The organism is Pseudomonas fjordensis, assembly GCF_976987115.1.
Genome location: NZ_OZ336860.1, coordinates 5,983,234 through 6,000,502, shown reverse-complemented (window position 1 = coordinate 6,000,502; position 17,269 = coordinate 5,983,234). Strand labels below are relative to the sequence as shown.

Genomic DNA, 17,269 nt, shown 5'->3' with positions numbered 1-17,269 from the left:
TGGCCTTTGTCGTAACTATTGCGGTGAATTATCCATGAAGGGTTAAAAATTGCGCAAGCACTGTTTATTGACGCAATCTTCGCAATCCTCTGCCCGCCCGGCACGCCTATGATTACCAACAGAATCACCGCCTGGACAACAGTCCACAGCAACGCGCCCAATCAGGCCCGTTGCGGCCGCCGCCCCAGCAGGGTTGAGCCGGCCTCCAGGCTGCACACTGTCCACAAGACGGCGTGAGGTGAGCCAACGTCAAAAGCGTTGAGCCAGGACGAAATTCTCAAGGGGTGGCCGACGGGTCACCCCTTTTTCTTTGTGCGCGTTTTACCTTCAGAAAATAGTTCTCGTGACTGATAACCTGTCTCAGAACCGGGCGAGGCTTTTCCAGTCTCATGATCAAGCCCCAATCCGCAGTGAGGAAAAGCATGAAGCGCATCTGGCGTATGGCAGGTGTTGGTTTGCTGGTGGTCAGCGTCGGCTCCCAGGCGATGGCCGACGAACGCGATAACTCACCGGGCCAGGGGCATGGGCCGCAGGGGCAGCATGAACGGGGCCCCGAAGGTGGGCCGCGGCCTGAGCATAACCTGCCGATCCAGGGCCGGCCCGACACCGTGCGCCAGACCCAGGAGCCGCGCCCGGGTTATTACCGTGATATCCCCCGACGCAACGATGACAACAGGCATTGGGAGGCCGGTGGCCCTGGTTCGCGTCCAGGCAATGACCATCCCAACGATAACCGTTGGCCGGGTCGCCCCGACGGTCATGGCAATGGCTGGGGCCCAGGCCCGCAGCATCGCCCCGGTTATGTCATCGACCGTTTCCCAGACCGCAATTACCGCGTGCCGTACCGTGGCCAGGATTACTTCTACTCGGGAGGCTACTGGTACCGGCCCCAAGGCCCTCGCTACGTAGTGGTGACGCCGCCCTACGGCATCCGCGTGCATTACCTGCCGGACTACGCGCGTGAAGTGTGGGTAGGCGGCTCGCTGTTGTTCCTCGCCGCAGGCGCCTATTACGCCTATGAGCAAAGCACCCAGCAATACGTAGTGGTGCAGCCGCCGGCGCAAGTGCCATCACCCCAGCCAGCGCCGCAAGGCAACGGCTATGACGTAGTGGCTTACCCGGCCAACGGCCAGTCGCCCGCCCAGGTCCAGCAGGACGGCTACGACTGTTATCGCTGGGCGGTGCAGCAAAGTGGCTTCGACCCGCGCACCGTGACTTACGCCCCCGATCCGGCAGTGGTGCAAACCTACCGCCAGGCCCAGGGCAACTGCCTGGGCAGTCGCGGGTATCAGGTGCAGTACTAGGCCTTGTTGCCGGTGACCACTTCCCGTGGGTCGGCGTGCACCAGCACTTCGGCTTTCGGGTATTCCCGGTGAATGGCATCAGCGGCCTGGTCGCTGATGCCGTGGGCCACCGACAGGGTCAATTCCCCCGGCAATTCCAGATGCAATTGCACAAACCAGTGATTACCGGAAACCCGCGTGCGCAAGTCGTGGGCACCCAGCACGCCGGGCACGCCACGGGCCAGTTCCAGCATGTGCTGGCTGACGTCTGGCGGTAACTCTTCGTCCATCAGCACGGCAAAGCTTTCCCGGGCGATCTGGATCGCGCTCCACAGAATGTAGGCGGCGATTCCCAGGCCGAACCAGGCGTCGACCTGATGAAAGCCCACCCCAGCCAACACCAGCGCAATCAGGATGCTGCCATTGAGCAGCAAGTCTGAACGGTAGTGCAGCGAGTCAGCACGCACCGCGTTGGAGCCGGTCTCGCGTACCACGCGGTGCTGCAACATCAGCAGGGCCACGGTCAGCGCCAGGGACAAAATAATCACGCCGATACTCAACCACGGTGCCCCGACCGGCCCCGGATGCTTGAGCCGTTCATAGGCCTGCAGCGCAATCAGCACAGCACTGCCGGCAATAAACAAGGCCTGCGCCATCCCCGCCAGCGACTCCGCCTTGCCATGCCCATACCGGTGATCGTCATCGGCCGGGCGCAGGGCGTAATGCACTGCCAGCAAATTCAACAGCGACGTCACGCCGTCGAGCAGTGAGTCGGTCAACCCGGCGAGCATGCTCACCGAGCCGCTGAGCCACCAGGCGATGGCCTTGGTCACAATCAGCACACAGGCCACGCCCACCGAGGCGCGGGTGGCCAGGCGCAAGAGCCTTGCGTGTTCGGGGCTGCTGGTCATGGGCAGTCCTTACGCGGCAGGCTGCAGGCCCAGGGCCGCCAGTTGCTGCACGCTGCCCTTGAACTGGATCAGGCGCGGGTCGTCCAGCGGCAAGGTACGGCCGGTTTCTTTCTGGATGATGCTTTGCAGCTTGGCGTTATCGACCGTGCCGTCGGCGCCGATGGCTTCGTGCAGTTTCTCGGGGGCGACCTGGGCGGTCTTGCCTGGTTCGAAGTAAATGGCGCCTGTGGCGAAGTCGACACCGAAGGCGATCAGGCCGGGGATCACATAAAACAACAGGCCGAGGGCATCGAGTACCGCGATGGTCGGGTCGATCTTGCCGTCGATCTGGCCACGGCGGTCGGGGTAGAAAATCGACCCACAGGCGGTGAGTTGGCTCAGCAGGGTAACGGCGAGGACACCGCCGATGACACGGGAAGCGATACGCATGAAAAAGTCTCCTGAACGCATTTGAAGAATGACTATAAGCGAGTCTACAAGGCGATGATGTCCAAATGTGGGAGCGGGCTTGCTCGCGAAAGCGGTGTATCAGCCATCCGATATGTCGCAGACCCACCGCATTCGCGAGCAAGCCCGCTCCCACATCTGACTCTGTTCCCAATGGGATTATGCAGTTCGCCGTTATACTCGCCGCTCTGCTTTGGAGCCAGTATGAATTCGTTGCCGATCGATGATGTTTTACCCGCCCTGCGTGACGCCTTGGCGCATCGCCATGAAGCCGTGCTGGAAGCGCCCCCCGGCGCCGGTAAAACCACCCGCGTGCCCTTGGCCTTGTTGCATGAGCCGTGGCTTGCCGGGCAAACCATCCTGATGCTCGAACCCCGGCGCCTGGCTGCCCGCGCTGCTGCCGAACGGCTGGCCAGCGAGCTGGGCGAAAAGGTCGGTGAGACCGTGGGCTACCGCATTCGCCTGGACAGCAAAGTCGGCCCTAATACGCGTATCGAGGTGGTCACCGAAGGCATCCTCACTCGCCGCCTGCAGGACGACCCGGCGCTGGACGGCGTGGGCCTGTTGATCTTCGACGAATTCCACGAGCGCAGCCTCGATGCTGACTTGGCGCTAGCCCTGAGCCTCAACGGACGCGAGTTGTTCCGCGACGAGCAGCCGCTGAAAATCCTGCTGATGTCCGCCACCCTCGAAGGCGAACGCCTGGCCGGCCTGCTGGATGACGCGCCGATCCTGCGCAGTGAAGGGCGCATGTTCCCGGTGCAGATGCGCTGGGGGCGACCCTACCAGGCCGGCGAGTTTATCGAGCCGCGTGTGGTGCAGACCATCCTCGAAGCCCTGCATGACGAGACCGGCAGCGTGCTGGTGTTTTTGCCGGGGCAGGCGGAGATTCGCCGGGTCAACCAGCAACTGGCCGACGCTCTGGGTGATCGCCCTGACGTGCTGTTGTGCCCGCTGCATGGCGAGCTGGACCTCAATGCCCAGCGCGCCGCCATCGACCCGGCGCCGGCCGGCAAGCGCAAAGTGGTGCTGGCCACCAACATCGCCGAGACCAGCCTGACCATCAATGGCGTGCGCGTGGTGATCGACGCCGGGCTGGCGCGGGTGCCGCGTTTCGACCCCGGCAGCGGCATGACCCGCCTCGACACCCAGCGCATCTCCCGCGCCAGCGCCACCCAGCGCGCCGGCCGGGCAGGGCGGTTGGAGCCGGGGGTGTGTTACCGGTTGTGGTCCGAAGACCAGCACGACGGTCTGGCCGCTTATGGCAGCGCGGAAATCCTCGCCGCCGACCTGGCAGGGCTGGCCTTGCAACTGGCCCGTTGGGGTGTGACGCCCAACCAATTGGTGTGGCTGGACGTACCACCCACGGCCGCGTATGCCCAGGCTCAGGACCTGTTGCAACGCCTCGGTGCATTGGACGAAGAAAACCTCACCGCCCATGGCCAGAAGATGGCCGAGTTGCCCGCTCACCCGCGTATTGCCCATCTGTTATTGCGTGGCCAGGACCTGGGCCTCGCCGCCACCGCCTGCGACGTGGCAGCCCTGTTGGGCGAACGCGACATCTTGCGCGGCGGCGGTGCCGATTTGCACAGCCGCCTGGCGCTGATGTCCGGAGAAGAGCGTGCGCGCGGCACCCAAGGTGGCGTGCAGCGCGCAAAGCAGTTAGCCCGGCAATACCGGGGCTACCTGCGTGGCAAGGCGACCCAGCCGGTGGACAACCCCGACCACCCGCGCTGGCTCGGCGCCTTGCTGGCACTGGCCTACCCGGACCGCGTGGCCCAGCAACGCCGCCCCGGTGGCGCTGAATACCGCCTGGCCAATGGCCGAGCGGCGCTGTTTGCCGAAGCCGACAGCCTGATGAAACAACCCTGGCTGGTGATCGCCGACCTGGGCAGCCGCCAGGGCCAGCGCGAAGAGCGCATCTACCTGGCGGCCGATTTTGACCCGGCGCTGTTCGACACAGTACTGGCCGAGCAAGTGCGCAACGTCGACCAACTCGACTGGGACGAGCGTGAAGGCGTGTTGCGCGCCGAGCGCCAGCGTAAAGTCGGCGAATTGGTACTCAGCCGTGAACCCTTGACCGGTCTCGACGAATCCGCTCGCAGCCAGGCGCTGGTCAACCTGGTGTGCCGCAAAGGCCTGGAACTGCTGCCCTGGACCCCGGAACTGCGCCAATGGCAAGCCCGTGTGATGCTGCTGCGCCAATTGGATGCCAGCAACACCAGTGAGTGGCCCGACCTCAGCGACAAGGCCCTGCTCGCCACCCTGGAGCATTGGCTGATGCCTTACCTGGGCAAGGTCTCGCGCCTCAGCCATTTTGCCAACCTGGATATCTCCAGCTACCTGCATAACCTGCTGCCCTGGCCCTTGCCCCAACGCCTGGACGAACTGGCGCCCCAGCATGTGAAAGTGCCGTCGGGCTCCTCGGTACGCCTGGACTACAGCGAACAGCCGCCGATTTTGGCGGTGCGCTTGCAGGAATTGTTCGGGCTGGCAGACACCCCGCGCATTGCCGGCGGGCGCCTGGCCGTGAAGCTGCACCTGCTGTCCCCGGCGCGGCGGCCGGTGCAGGTCACGCAGGATCTGGCGAACTTCTGGCGCAGTACCTACGCCGAGGTGAAGAAGGATTTGAAAGGGCGCTACCCCAAGCATTACTGGCCGGATGACCCGTTGGTGGCCGAAGCGACGGCCCGGATCAAGCCCAGAAAACCTTGAGTATAAGTAACTCCCCAGTCTTTTTTGATGACTGGGGGTTATCTGAAAGGGTGTAATCACCGCAAGAAGGTTGCCTTGAAGGACTTAAAGCGCTTCAAGTGCGCTATCGAATTGCTTATGCGCGTTCAGCAACGACTGGCTCGATTGAGCGTGGATGCCGCAGGTGTACTCGATGAACGAATGTTCGGCTGTTTCAGACTGGGCGATATTGTAGTTCTGAAAGGGCAGCATGGCCCTGCGCACCGGTGACTGATCCAGGATGTTCTTGAATGTGGTGCTTGTATCATCGGCGATCCACAGCCTTCTGACTTTTCTCTGCTGGTTGCCATCGATGAATTTATGCCGTGCATGGAGGACCCGCAGGTTATCCATCACCAAAATATCCCCCGGTTCAAGGCCGACAGGGGTGATGTAGTGCTCGTTGGTGGAATAGTGGGTCTGGATGTATTTGAACGCAGCGTTGGCCCACTCGGGGATAAAAGCGGTGCTGTCGTACCGGTAGCGAATTCTTAACTTTTGGTCGTCGATCTTTTCGAAGACGGCGCAATCGATGGACAACAAATCGTCGCGGCAGTAGGTGACACTGCCGCTGGTCATCAATATGTTTAACGTCTCGGTATTATTGGCAAGCAAGTCGTTGTAGATTTTCTGCCCATCCACCAGGAAGTTGTCGCCGCCAAATTCAGGCTTTGAAACGCACTGAAGAATGACAAACTTGGGGGGCGTGATTTTTTTCGCAGTGCCCTCGACGTAGGCGATGCCATTCAAGAATGATCCATCGGTATGCGGGAAAAAATCGCTCGACAGTTCACCATGATAATCATCCTTGAACCGTTGCCAGTCCTTGTTGATCGGTTCGCCACCGCCCACCACACCATGTTCATCGGACTTGGTATGAAACTGAATCAGCCCGAACTTTCCGGCGGCCTCTCTAAAGGCTTCCAGAGAGTGGTCTCGAGGTTTGATGATGCAATAGCCATGCTCTTTCAGAAAGCTCGAGATTTCTTTGGTCTCAAAAAAATCAAACTTACGTGTGCTCATTTCACGCTCCTTGTTTTATTGGAAGAACTTTTTATAGGCCGTTGAAAAAATGATCGAAGATCATCTTCAAACCAAAAAACGTCACCCCTGCCTTTAACAGCATTGCGCCGACACGCTGCGATATACGGTCTCTGAGAAAGCCGCCCAGGTAAGAACCCAATGTGGAGGCGGTAATCATGATGATGATCAGGTTGGCGTAATCCATGAACGCAAAACCTGCAATCACAAAGGCGGCGACCTTGAGCCCGTGCAGTACGCTCATTTGCATGGCGTGGGTGACAATGACTTCGTTTTTATTAATATTCATCTTCATCAGGATGGGCTGCGATATCAAACCGGTTACGGCCACGAACAACGAAAGGAAGGTTTGAAAGAAGCCCACCAGGGCAAAGTTTTTAAATATAAAACCCAGGCGCGCGACGATCTTGGTCCACGTGATGGCCAGAATGAAGAAGCCGAGAATCAGTGATAAGTATTGCTCGGGGAATTTGCCGATGAAGAAGTAGCCGATGAAGGCGCCGACCAGGCAACCTATTACGTATTTTGGCAGGATTTCCACTTTTGCACTTTTGAAGTCAAACGCGAATCGACTGGCGTTGCTGACCATTTGAATCAAACCGTGAACCGGCACGACCGCAGAGATAGGGATAAATTGAGGCATGACCGCCAGCAGTCCAATCCCGCCGCCCACACCAATGGCAGCCGTCATGAATGAAGTGATAAAACTGACGCCCACCAATAGATACAAACCATCAGAAAGTTCGAGCATTATTAATTCCTGTCCCATTTTATAAAGCGTAAAGCGTATATATCGATGCGCTGGCTTCTCACGGGGTGAATAAGCCGGGCGCAATCGCCTGCGAGCGCGCTGAGAGTCAGGCGCTTTTAATCTTGCGTAGAAATGAGTGTTGAGGCGTGATTAACGGGCAGCCGTGATAGTCGTTACTTGTAACCTTCCCGCAATAAGTAATGAGAACTTAGTCACACCAGAAGCTACGCCATGACTTACGGGATAGAACATGTCTATCCATACGGTCATAGCGAGCCTCTCAAACAGCACGCGATTTATTGCGCGGGCAAGGCCCAGGCGATGATGCTGTCGCCCAACTTGGTTGGGATCCGGTCATGACCGCCAACCACCGCCACGACGTACTGTCGACCCTGGCTCATGTAGGTCAAGGGCGACGCCTGATTGCCTGCCGGAAGGCGTTCTTCCCAGAGCAGTTCGCCAGTTTCGCTGTTGTAAGCCCGCATGAACCGGTCGATAGCGGCACCGATGAACGTCACGCCGCCGGCGGTTGTCACGCCCGTTGCATCACTCGGTGTACCGATTTCGAAGCGCATCCGGGAGGCGATCCCCCAAGGTCCACTGTCATAGCCTGTGCCGAACGGGCGGCTCCAGACGACATCGCGAGTGCGCAGGTCGATACCGGCGATAAAGCCCCAGGGTGGCGCAATGCAAGGCTGGTCAAGGGATGACATCCACGGATCTTTAATCGCGCCGTAAGGCAAACCGGCCTGGACGCGAAAACCCTGAGCATTGCCCGGCGACTCCTGGAACGACTTGGCATTGATGGCATCGAGTTCTTCGCGAGGCACCAGCCCCTGCATATAAGGGAGGCGCTGATTATTGATGATCAGCAGCCCTCGCTTGAGGTCTACCATCACTCCGCCCCAGTTCAAGCCGCCATGATGGCCGGGGAAGATCAGACTTTGCTGGCCCACGACCGGCGGAGTGAAGATTCCTTCGTAGCGTGCCTGGCGAAATTCGAGGCGACATTGCATCTGATCGAAAGGCGTCAGGCCCCAGGCGTTGGCTTCGGTCAGTACTTCCGGTGTTTTCGATGGGCGCCCCATGGTGCTCGGCATATCGGGGGACAGTGGTTGGGTGGCTGCGGTGTAGTCGCCCGGGGCGGTGCCCTGTGGAACGGGAGCTTGCACGACATCTACCAGTGGTTCGCCGGTGGCGCGGTCAAGCACGAACAACTGGCCGGATTTGGTCGCCTGAATCACGGCCGGCCGTGGCCCGGTAGCCGTCGGAAAATCAATCAGGCTGGGTTGCGGGCTCAGGTCGTAGTCCCATAGATCATGGTGGACTGTCTGGAAGTGCCAGCGGACCTTACCGGTGGTGGCGTCCAGTGCGACCAAAGAAGAGCTGAACGTGTCTTCTTGTTCTGTGCGGGTGCCGCCATAGAAATCGCCCGCTGCGTTGCCGGTGGTGACATACACCAGGCCCAGTTCATCGTCGGCCGACAGCGGTGCCCACGAGTTGGGGGTGCTGAGGGTGTAGGTCTCGTTGTCACGAGCGGGGGCGTTGGTGTCTGGCCGGCCCAAATCCCAGGCCCACTTCTGTTTGCCGGTCACTGCATCGTAGGCGCGTACCACGCCCGAGGGGGCAGGGCGTACATCCGAGTCGAGCACGCGGCCCCCGGTGATCACCACCCCGCGAATGACCAGAGGGGCAGATGTGATGCCGGTTGAGCCTTTTCTGAAGGTGCCCAGCCCGTCTTTCAAATCCGCAAAACCTGCGTTGCCGAAGTCGGGGCACGCCTGGCCGGTCAGGGCGTCTACCGCGCCCAGGCGAATATCATTGGTGCCCCAAATGATGCGCGAGGCGCACAAGCCACTGGCATTGGGGACTTCGAAATAAGAGACGCCACGGCAATAGGCGCCGCCATTGGCGAAGTAGTCCGGGTCGACTTTGGAGTCGAATCGCCAGTTCTCCTTCCCGGTAGTGGCATCCAGGGAAATGATGATTTGCTTGGGGGTGCAGGTGTAGAGCGAGTTACCCACCTTGATCGGCGTGGCTTCGTTCAAGTACTTGGTTTTCTCACCGGGTTGCTTCACGTCGCCGTGGTGGTATTCCCAGGCTTTGACCAGGCCCGACACATTCGAAGGCGTGATTTGCGACGCGGCTGAATAGTGGTTGCCCAGGTTGGAGCCTGCATAAGCGGTCCAGTTGGTCTCGGTGTGTGACGCGGCAATATTGCCGTCTGGAGAGGCGACGGTGCTGCGGCTGAACGTTGCGGTGGGGCGTGTGGTGGCGAGCGCCGAGTCGGCAAGGTGAACGCTTTTCGGGAAGAACAGCGGCACCAGGATGGTAGCCCCCATCACCAGCGGCAGCACACCCATGATGGTGAAGTAATGACTTTTTCTGGCGTTGGCAAAATCACGCCGTACCACGGGCCAGAACGCCAGGAACGGCACGCTGAGAACCGCCAGCCACGCCAGGCGTGGAATATAGGCCCAGCCATCGTAACCAGACTCCCACACCGCCCAGGCATAGGTGGCCACAGAGGCCGCGCCATAAAGGTAGAGGCCGAGGGGCTTTTTCAGGCCCATGAGGATGGCCGATAACAACAGCGCGGTGCCCATCATCGCGTAATAAGGCGACCCCCCCGCGGCCATCAGCACGCCGCCCTTATAGGCCAGCATCACGCCTAGCAGGGCAACCACTGTGTTGTACCCCCCGAACAGGAGGTTTGAGACTCCCGCTGCGCTACCCAACGTCCTTTCGTTCATGGCAACCATCCCTGTGCGATTTCGATGCGGATCCGTGTCCGAGCGGCGCGCATGATTGCCTATTGTTGTAACGAAATACAATATGTAGTGAAAAAATTAACTGTTTGGTGATTTTTTTGTATTGTGTTTCGATTAGAAACAATTGTGCTAGGCTGATTGGCCCTTTATCGGGCGGGGGATGGCGAAGCTGCGGCACTGACGTAATGCCGTGCAGTTAAGCCTATAGCGCCCTCTGTAGGAGCGAGCTTGCTCGCGAAAAACATCAACGATAACGCGTGTTTTCTGTGTGAACGCGGCGCCTGTGATTTTTTCGCGAACAAGCTCGCTCCTACAAAAAGCCTTAACTGCACGGCATTACGCCACTGACGGGTTGCCAGTGACGTGCTCTAGATTTGGCTGTCTTCTGGCGTTGCGCGTTGATCAGTCTTGAGTCGACCGACTTGATCCAGGTGGCGCCAGAGAAACTGTGCGGCTTCTTCACGCCGATCAGACTCGATGAGGTCGAGCAAATGGATGTGTTCCTGGCATTGCGCCTTAAGACGCGTGCGATCGATGTTGGCCTTGTAGCCCATAAAGCGCCTGAGCTGATTCTGGTGGCGTATGGCGTCGATGAAAAAAACATTGCCGGAACACTGCACGATCATTTCGTGAAACTGGGCGCCCACCTGGAACAGTTGCGCGCGGGACAGGGTCTGGATCTCGCCGTCGATCAGGGCCTGTTGCTGTTGCCTGGCCTGGGCAAACGCGGCGTGATTGACCTGATAACCCGGCTCAAGCAGCGCCGCCGGTTCGATGGCCATCCGGAAACGGTAGCTTTGAATGTGCGCCTGCGTGTTATGCACGAAGTCCTTGAGGCCCCACCCTTGGCCCGGCTTACGCTCCACCATCGCTTCGCTGGCCAGCCGGTTCAGCACCTTGAGCAACTGCCCCCGCGGCACCTCGTAACGCCGCAACAACTGCGCTTCGAAAAAGTGCGCAGGTATTTCACCGCCCAGAATGTCGTCGACCACACGCAGGTAAAAGTCCTCGAAAGGATCGCTGGCGCAAGGCACTGCGGCCTCCTGAATCTGCCCGGCACCTTGTTTGAGGAAGTAGCCACGATTGGGCTCTTGAATGGCAAGGTCCCATTCGGCGAGCAAGGCAAAAACCCGCCGAATCGGCGAGCGCGACACCCCGAGCGCTTGGGCAAAGGTCTGCTCGCGCAAGGGCTCACCGGCTTTCATCGAACGGGCGCGAACCAGGTCGATGACGCGGGGGGCCAACTGCAGGGCGAGGTCTTTCTTGATCACAGGTTCTATTCCGAATGGTTAGCTTCAGTCCGTTCCCGTCGGGGCAGATGCCCCCACCGCACTGGAGTGGGAAAATACCATACGAAGAGCATGAGTATTCGCACTGACCACTTTCGATAGTGTGGCGCTGGAGCCGCGAAGGAGGCTCCAGGCTGATGATTTGTTTATTCCCAGGATGGATAGGTACCCAATGCTCAAATTCAATGCTCACCTCGGTTTTCAATTCAACGAATTGCCTTTTCTGCAACGCATCGAAGCCGCCGCCGCTGCCGGTTTCAGGGCGGTGGAGTTCCCGTCCCCCTATGAATTCGACGCCAGCCTGCTCGCCGACCACCTGGCCCAATACAACCTGCCGTTGATTCAGTTCGCGGCGCCGGCGGGTGTGACCAAAGGCATCGCTGCCTTGCAGGGCAAGGAGCAGGAATTTCGCGATGGGCTGTGCGAGGCTGCCCGCTATGCGAAGGCGCTGAACTGCTCGGATGTGCACATCATGTCGGGCGTGACCACGCCTCAGGATGAGAGCGCGGTTGCCTACACCAATAACCTGGAATACGCGGTCAAGTACCTTGAAGATCAGGGTTTGCGAACGTTGATTGAAGTGATCAGCCCGCAGGCGATGCCAGGCTATTACCTGTCTGACTTCAGCAAGGCCCAGCAGGTGCTGGAAACCTTTACGAGTGTCGGGATGATTCTGGACCTTTACCATGCCCAGCTGTTGACCGGCGATGCAGCCGGGGTGCTGGCGCAGTTTTACGACAGGACCGTCCATGTACAAATCGCCGACAACCCGGGGCGTCATGAGCCGGGCACCGGGACCATGGACTTTGCTGGCTTGTTCGCGGCGCTGGAGCAGCGTGGCTACCGAGGATGGATCGGCTGTGAATACCGCCCATCCGGCACCACGGTTGCCAGCCTTGAGTGGCTTAAGCCGCTCCTGAAACCCTAGGGCTTATTGCGCGGCAGGCAGCAGGAAGCGGGCGATCACCGGCAGGTGGTTGGAAATGCGCAACGTATCTTCCTGGCGCACCTTGGCTTCCAGACGTTTGATCCGCGAGCTGTAGAACAGGTAATCCAGCGTGCGATCCGGGCCATCAAGGCCTGGGTCGTTGGGGAAGTGCGTCAGCCATTTCTCACGGTCGATGCCACTGGATTGGCTGTTGCTGGGGATCATCGGGTACTTGTCCCACAGCAGATGCAACTCACTGTCCGGCGAATACTGGCCACGCTTGCTCGCGTCCAGGCGCAAGAACTGGCCCAGTGGCAGCAGGTTGAAATCCCCGCCAATCAACCAGGGTGTGCCGCGACCTTCGAGTTTATCCAGCAGTTTTACCGTACTCGTGACTTGCTCCCGCACGGCACTGCGCCCAGGCGCACCGCCGTCCAGGCGTGTATTGAGCACGGCCAGTTGGCCGCCATCGCTCAAGGGCAGGTAAGTCAGTAGCAACGCAGGTTTAGGCTGGAACTGGCGGCTGATGAAGTTGGCTTCGGCGGTTGGCAGTTGCAGGCGTTCGGCGTGTTCGATCTGGTAGCGGCTGAGGGTAGCGAGCTTGCGCCCCACGCTACCGAAGATGTGCAGGCTGGGCACAAAGTCGGCTTTCCAGTCGAACGCCTGGGTGCTGCACGGGTACAGATCCACCAGGCGCTCCTGCAACAGCGCAAACTGGTCCTGATAGTGGGAAGGCTTGGCGCCTTCGTCGACTTCCTGCAACAGCAGGATGTCGGGCTGTTCGTCGCGAATCACCCGGGCCACTTCGTCGAGGCTGAACGCCATGTCTTCGACGGTGGGGCGATCATCCGGGCCGCTGCCGTCCGGGGTGTCGTACCAGAACACGTAGTTCTTGCCGGCCAGGTATTGCACATTCCAGGTCATGACCTTGAGCGCCTGCCCCGGCAACAACGTCGGCGCGCGGGGTGCCACGCAGCTGACGGGCAGGGTCTCTTTGTCGGCAGGGCGCCAGGTCAGGCTGTAGATCAGCGCGGCCAGCAGGCCGGCGATGATCAACAGGCTCAACAGGGTGATGCGCAATAAACGGGTCATCGGCTCGGCTTATATGCGTGTCAGAAGAGCCACGGAGCATATCACCGCACGTCGGCGTCGCCACCGATCAGCATGAATAAACGGAACAACACCACGCTGGTGAACAGTTGCAGAAAGCTGTGGGCGCTGTCCATCAGCAGCCCCAGCAACGGCGCCGGCTCAGGGTACGCCGCCACGCTGGCGCCCTTGAGCAGCCACAGCGGCGTCATCACGCACAGCAGGCACACCAGGATGCGCCAGAAATGCCCACGGGTCAGGCGCAGGCTTTCCTTCATCGCCGCCAACGCCGGCATGCCGCGCAATACCAGCAGGTATTCGGCAAACGCCAACACCACCATCAGCCACAGGCCCGGCAGGAAATACAGCGACAGCCCCAGCAGAATCAGCAAGGTGCTCATGGCCGTCAGCAGGGCGAAACGCGGCCACAGGCTCAAGGCCATGGCCCATATGTCCTTGGTGCGCGGCGACTCGCCCCGGGTGCGGGCGTCGAGAAACAGGATCAGGGCGCCGGTGTACAGCGGGTACACCAATAAACCCACGACCACGCTGTAGCCGGGAAACGCATCCGGGCCCAGCGTGTGGTCCAGCACCTGTTGCAGCAAGGCTTCGAGGATCACCAATGGCAGGCACAGCTGGACGATGGCGCCCAGGTTGCGCTGGGTAAAGCGGAAGGAGTCGCGCAAAACGTCTAACGGATTCATCAGGGTCATCACAGGCCTGGAAGCAGAGGGCGACACTTTAACCGATCAGGCTCAAAGGGGCGCAAACGTAAACCTTGAGTAAAGACCATTGAAACAACTCGTAACATCCCCATAACTGAAAAGCCCCGGCCTGATCACAGGCGGGACCGGAATTTTTTATCGGCAATCTACGAGGTCGCCATGAACAGCGAAGAGCAAACCCTGATCGATGGACTGTTTTCACGGTTGCAACAAGCCGAAACGGACTCAGCCCCCCGCGACGCCCAGGCCGAAGCGCGGATCAAGGAGCATATGGCTCGCCAGCCCGCCGTCGGCTACTACATGACCCAGTCGATTCTGGTGCAGGAACATGCGCTGCAAAGCCTCGACGCGCAGAACAAGCAACAGGCCCAGCAGATCCAGCAATTGCAGGACGAGTTGCAACGGGCCAAGGCCACGCAACCTGCGCCGGCCAGCGGTGGTGGGTTCCTGTCGAGCATCTTTGGCGGCGGCTCCCGTGAGCCACAGCCGGCGCCGAGCAACTCCGGTGGGGGTTGGCGTGAGCCGGCGCGGCCATCGTTCAACCAGCCAGCGCCCCAGCAGAACTATCAACCGGCGCAAGCACCGGCAGCCGCGGCCGGCAGTGGCTTCCTCGGTGGTGCCATGAAGACCGCCGCCGGCGTGGCCGGTGGGGTGTTGCTGGCCGAAGGGATCAGCAGCCTGTTCCATCACAACCAGCAACCGCAGGTGGTGGAAGAGATCATCGAACAACCGGCACCGGCCAGTGATTCAGGTAACTGGGGCAACGATGACCAGAAGTTTGCCGGCAATGACAGCTGGGGCAGCAATAACGCCGATAGCTTCGCCGACAGCGATTATTCCGACGATTCCTCTTCCTTTGGCGACGACGATTCCTTCGTCTGACACACCAGGCCCGGGGCGCTGAGGCGCTCCGGTCTGATTTTTTCCCGGAAACGCTCCCTTGGCTGGCATACTGGCGCCCTTTCCGGGCGCTGGCGCCTGGCTGTCCATGAGGAAGTGCGGTGAAAAAAATTGCAGTGTTCGCCGATGTGCAAAACCTCTACTACACCGTGCGCCAGGCCTATGGTTGCCACTTCAACTACGCCGCCCTGTGGGCTGACATCAGCGCGCGCGGGCAGATTGTCGAGGCGTATGCCTATGCCATCGACCGTGGCGACAGCAAGCAGCAGCAGTTCCAGCAGATCCTGCGCAACCTGGGCTTTACGGTAAAACTCAAGCCGTACATCCAGCGCAGCGACGGCTCGGCCAAGGGCGACTGGGACGTGGGCATCACCCTGGACATCATGGACGCCGCCGACCATGTCGACGAGGTCGTGCTGGCCTCCGGTGACGGTGATTTCGACATGCTGCTCGAGCGCATTATCCACAAGCATGGCGTGCGGGCCGTGGCCTACGGCGTGCCGGGGCTGACGGCCAACTCATTGATACGCGCCGCCAGCCACTACGTGCCGATCGAAGGCGCGTTGTTGCTCAAATAGATCGTTGAACGGAGTAGGAACAGGTTTGGAACGCATAGCGGTCATCGACTTTGAAACCACCGGCATCACCCCCAGCAGCCACTGCCGGGCCACGGAGATTGGCGTGGTCATCCTTGAGCGCGGGCAAATCGTGGACCGCTACCAGAGCCTGATGAATGCTGGCGTGCGCGTACCGGCGTTTATCGAACAACTCACCGGCATCAGCAACGCCATGCTGCGCAGCGCGCCCCCGGCTGAGCGGGTGATGAACGAGGTCAGTGAGTTCGTCGGCACCACGCCCTTGATGGCGCACAACGCCGCGTTCGACCAGAAATTCTGGGACTTCGAGCTCGGCCTGATCCGCCGCACCCGCCTGCAGAAATTCGCCTGCTCCCTGCTCCTGGCCCGCCGCCTCATGCCGGCGGCGCCCAACCACAAGCTCGGCACCCTCAACACCTACGCCAAACTGCCCCACACCGGCCAGGCTCACCGGGCGCTGGCGGATGCGGAAATGGCCGCCAACCTCACCGCGCACCTGGCCCAGGAACTGCGCCAGACTCATGGCTTGCGGGAGCTGTCCCATGACCTGTTGTGCACGTTGCAGAAAGTGCCGGCGGCGAAGATCAATGAGCACCTGAAGAAACATCGCGGGTTCTAAGTACACTGAAGATGATATGCATCTGGTGACGCTCCGCGTCACGACTTTAAGTGCGGACGCAGAGCGTCCAGGGCGGCATTCCCACGCAGAGCGTGGGAACGATCAGCAAGTCGCTAAATAAGTTGACTGACACACCGCCTTCGCGAGCAAAACATCGCGGGTTCTGATCCAGCCACCCCTCTCAAGAACACTGAAGTTCCAATGTGGGAGCTGGCTTGCCTGCGATAGCGGTGTATCAGCCAGCCATTTATTGCCTGACCCTCCGCTATCGCGGGCAAGCCCGCTCCCACAGGGGGTTATGCGTCGACTATCGAGGCTGTGCGCACTCCAGCGCCTGGTCCACCACCCCCTTCGCCATCTCCACCAAATGCATCACCGCCCGCTGCGGCGCCTTCATCACCTCACCCGACGCATTCGCTGTCTCCACCGCGCAGTGCAACAACTCCGCCGCATGGGCCAGGGCGTCTTCGAAGCTCAGGTTGTCATTCAGGATAAAGATCGGCGCATCCGGGGCGGATGCCTTGAGGTAGTAGTCGATGGCACGACGGTGGAGCAGGGCGTCTTCGCTGAGGAAGTCGGTTTTGTTTTCAGTTGAAGCAGAGGTTGCTTTGACCATGTTGAATCTCCGGGATCTTTAACGCTCTCCTTCCGTCAATTTCGGCTTGCACTTCCGGTCACCGAAGGGTCGATGACGTGTGGCAGATTAGCGGTCGAGTTCTGATGGAGCAAGGCTTGAAATGCTGCTCGGAAACGTCCTGCAATTGATCGGGATGGGTCTTGCTGGCCAATAGTGGCAGGCTTATCGGACGGGGTTTTGGAGAGAGGGCTAAAAGTGAAGGATCATCTGACCAGAGCCGACATCAGCGAAAAAGTGATCCAACTATTCGTCGATATCATCGGCTTTATCGACCGAAGCGATGTGACGGAGCAAACCGATTTCATCCATGACTTCGACATCATTGATGACGACCTGACCTGCTTTGTCATGCAGATCAAATGGCAGTTCAAGCTGCAAGCGACGCAGGAGGATTGGGATCACATCACGACCATCGAGCAGATAGTCGATCTGATCGAGCGCAGATCGAGCCCTTTGTAGGAGCGAGCTTGCTCGCGAAGAACGCCAACGGTGACGCTGGCGTCCTGAATGCACGCGGCGCCCTCAGGTCTTTCGCGAGCAAGCTCGCTC

16 protein-coding genes are annotated in these 17,269 nt (G+C 60.0%); 7 read left to right on the top strand and 9 right to left on the bottom strand.

Annotated elements, in window-relative coordinates; genetic code table 11:
• Positions 1-422 precede the first annotated feature (422 nt).
• A complete protein-coding gene (locus ACWHXD_RS27425) occupies positions 423-1,304 on the top strand; it encodes a DUF6515 family protein (protein ID WP_138761871.1) in 882 nt (293 codons plus the stop codon).
• On the opposite strand, the gene ACWHXD_RS27420 is transcribed toward ACWHXD_RS27425, so the two are convergent.
• Positions 1,301-2,194 carry a cation diffusion facilitator family transporter gene (locus tag ACWHXD_RS27420; RefSeq protein ID WP_138761872.1) on the bottom strand — a complete coding sequence of 298 codons (894 nt, stop codon included), beginning with the start codon at positions 2,192-2,194 and terminating at the stop codon, positions 1,301-1,303. The genes ACWHXD_RS27425 and ACWHXD_RS27420 overlap by 4 nt on opposite strands.
• A 9-nt stretch (positions 2,195-2,203) precedes the next feature.
• Positions 2,204-2,623, bottom strand: coding sequence for a periplasmic Zn2+ metallochaperone PmcY (gene pmcY, locus ACWHXD_RS27415; RefSeq protein ID WP_003194410.1), 420 nt, complete (start codon positions 2,621-2,623; stop codon positions 2,204-2,206).
• Positions 2,624-2,845: 222 nt separating this feature from the next.
• Between pmcY and hrpB the strand changes: the two genes are divergently transcribed.
• The gene (gene hrpB / locus ACWHXD_RS27410) at positions 2,846-5,356 is read left to right on the top strand and encodes an ATP-dependent helicase HrpB (protein ID WP_138761873.1); all 2,511 of its coding nucleotides are present in this window, start codon (positions 2,846-2,848) and stop codon (positions 5,354-5,356) included.
• A gap of 84 nt (positions 5,357-5,440) precedes the next feature.
• On the opposite strand, the gene ACWHXD_RS27405 is transcribed toward hrpB, so the two are convergent.
• From ACWHXD_RS27405 to ACWHXD_RS27390, 4 genes are all read right to left on the bottom strand, one after another.
• On the bottom strand, positions 5,441-6,397 hold the full coding sequence (locus ACWHXD_RS27405; RefSeq protein WP_138761874.1) for a TauD/TfdA family dioxygenase: 957 nt from the start codon (positions 6,395-6,397) through the stop codon (positions 5,441-5,443).
• A gap of 31 nt (positions 6,398-6,428) precedes the next feature.
• The gene (locus ACWHXD_RS27400; protein ID WP_005791677.1) at positions 6,429-7,166 is read right to left on the bottom strand and encodes a TSUP family transporter; all 738 of its coding nucleotides are present in this window, start codon (positions 7,164-7,166) and stop codon (positions 6,429-6,431) included.
• Between the two features lie 296 nt (positions 7,167-7,462).
• Positions 7,463-9,919 (bottom strand): membrane-bound PQQ-dependent dehydrogenase, glucose/quinate/shikimate family, encoded by a 2,457-nt coding sequence (locus ACWHXD_RS27395; RefSeq protein WP_032895188.1) that lies wholly within the window; start codon positions 9,917-9,919, stop codon positions 7,463-7,465.
• 386 nt (positions 9,920-10,305) lie between these two features.
• Positions 10,306-11,208 (bottom strand): GntR family transcriptional regulator, encoded by a 903-nt coding sequence (locus tag ACWHXD_RS27390; protein WP_032895190.1) that lies wholly within the window; start codon positions 11,206-11,208, stop codon positions 10,306-10,308.
• 190 nt (positions 11,209-11,398) lie between these two features.
• Between ACWHXD_RS27390 and ACWHXD_RS27385 the strand changes: the two genes are divergently transcribed.
• Entirely contained in the window at positions 11,399-12,154 is a 756-nt protein-coding gene (locus ACWHXD_RS27385; protein ID WP_032895192.1) for a hydroxypyruvate isomerase family protein, read from the top strand.
• Positions 12,155-12,157: 3 nt separating this feature from the next.
• Here the strand turns inward: ACWHXD_RS27385 and ACWHXD_RS27380 are convergent, their stop codons facing one another.
• On the bottom strand, positions 12,158-13,246 hold the full coding sequence (locus ACWHXD_RS27380; protein WP_098950292.1) for an endonuclease/exonuclease/phosphatase family protein: 1,089 nt from the start codon (positions 13,244-13,246) through the stop codon (positions 12,158-12,160).
• Positions 13,247-13,287: 41 nt separating this feature from the next.
• Entirely contained in the window at positions 13,288-13,947 is a 660-nt protein-coding gene (locus ACWHXD_RS27375) for a DUF7847 domain-containing protein (protein ID WP_003194402.1), read from the bottom strand.
• A 180-nt stretch (positions 13,948-14,127) separates the two neighbouring features.
• Here ACWHXD_RS27375 and ACWHXD_RS27370 point away from each other — a divergent pair, with 180 nt between their 5' ends.
• From ACWHXD_RS27370 to ACWHXD_RS27360, 3 genes are all read left to right on the top strand, one after another.
• Positions 14,128-14,850 (top strand): DUF2076 domain-containing protein, encoded by a 723-nt coding sequence (locus ACWHXD_RS27370; RefSeq protein WP_138761877.1) that lies wholly within the window; start codon positions 14,128-14,130, stop codon positions 14,848-14,850.
• Between the two features lie 119 nt (positions 14,851-14,969).
• Positions 14,970-15,446, top strand: coding sequence for a LabA-like NYN domain-containing protein (locus tag ACWHXD_RS27365; protein WP_003194396.1), 477 nt, complete (start codon positions 14,970-14,972; stop codon positions 15,444-15,446).
• A 25-nt stretch (positions 15,447-15,471) separates the two neighbouring features.
• On the top strand, positions 15,472-16,083 hold the full coding sequence (locus tag ACWHXD_RS27360) for a 3'-5' exonuclease (protein WP_138761878.1): 612 nt from the start codon (positions 15,472-15,474) through the stop codon (positions 16,081-16,083).
• 307 nt (positions 16,084-16,390) lie between these two features.
• On the opposite strand, the gene ACWHXD_RS27355 is transcribed toward ACWHXD_RS27360, so the two are convergent.
• Positions 16,391-16,699, bottom strand: coding sequence for a DUF6124 family protein (locus tag ACWHXD_RS27355; protein WP_032895196.1), 309 nt, complete (start codon positions 16,697-16,699; stop codon positions 16,391-16,393).
• Positions 16,700-16,915: 216 nt separating this feature from the next.
• Here ACWHXD_RS27355 and ACWHXD_RS27350 point away from each other — a divergent pair, with 216 nt between their 5' ends.
• Positions 16,916-17,179: an acyl carrier protein gene (locus tag ACWHXD_RS27350; RefSeq protein WP_138761879.1), complete on the top strand. Its 264-nt coding sequence runs from the start codon at positions 16,916-16,918 to the stop codon at positions 17,177-17,179.
• Positions 17,180-17,269: the final 90 nt, after the last annotated feature.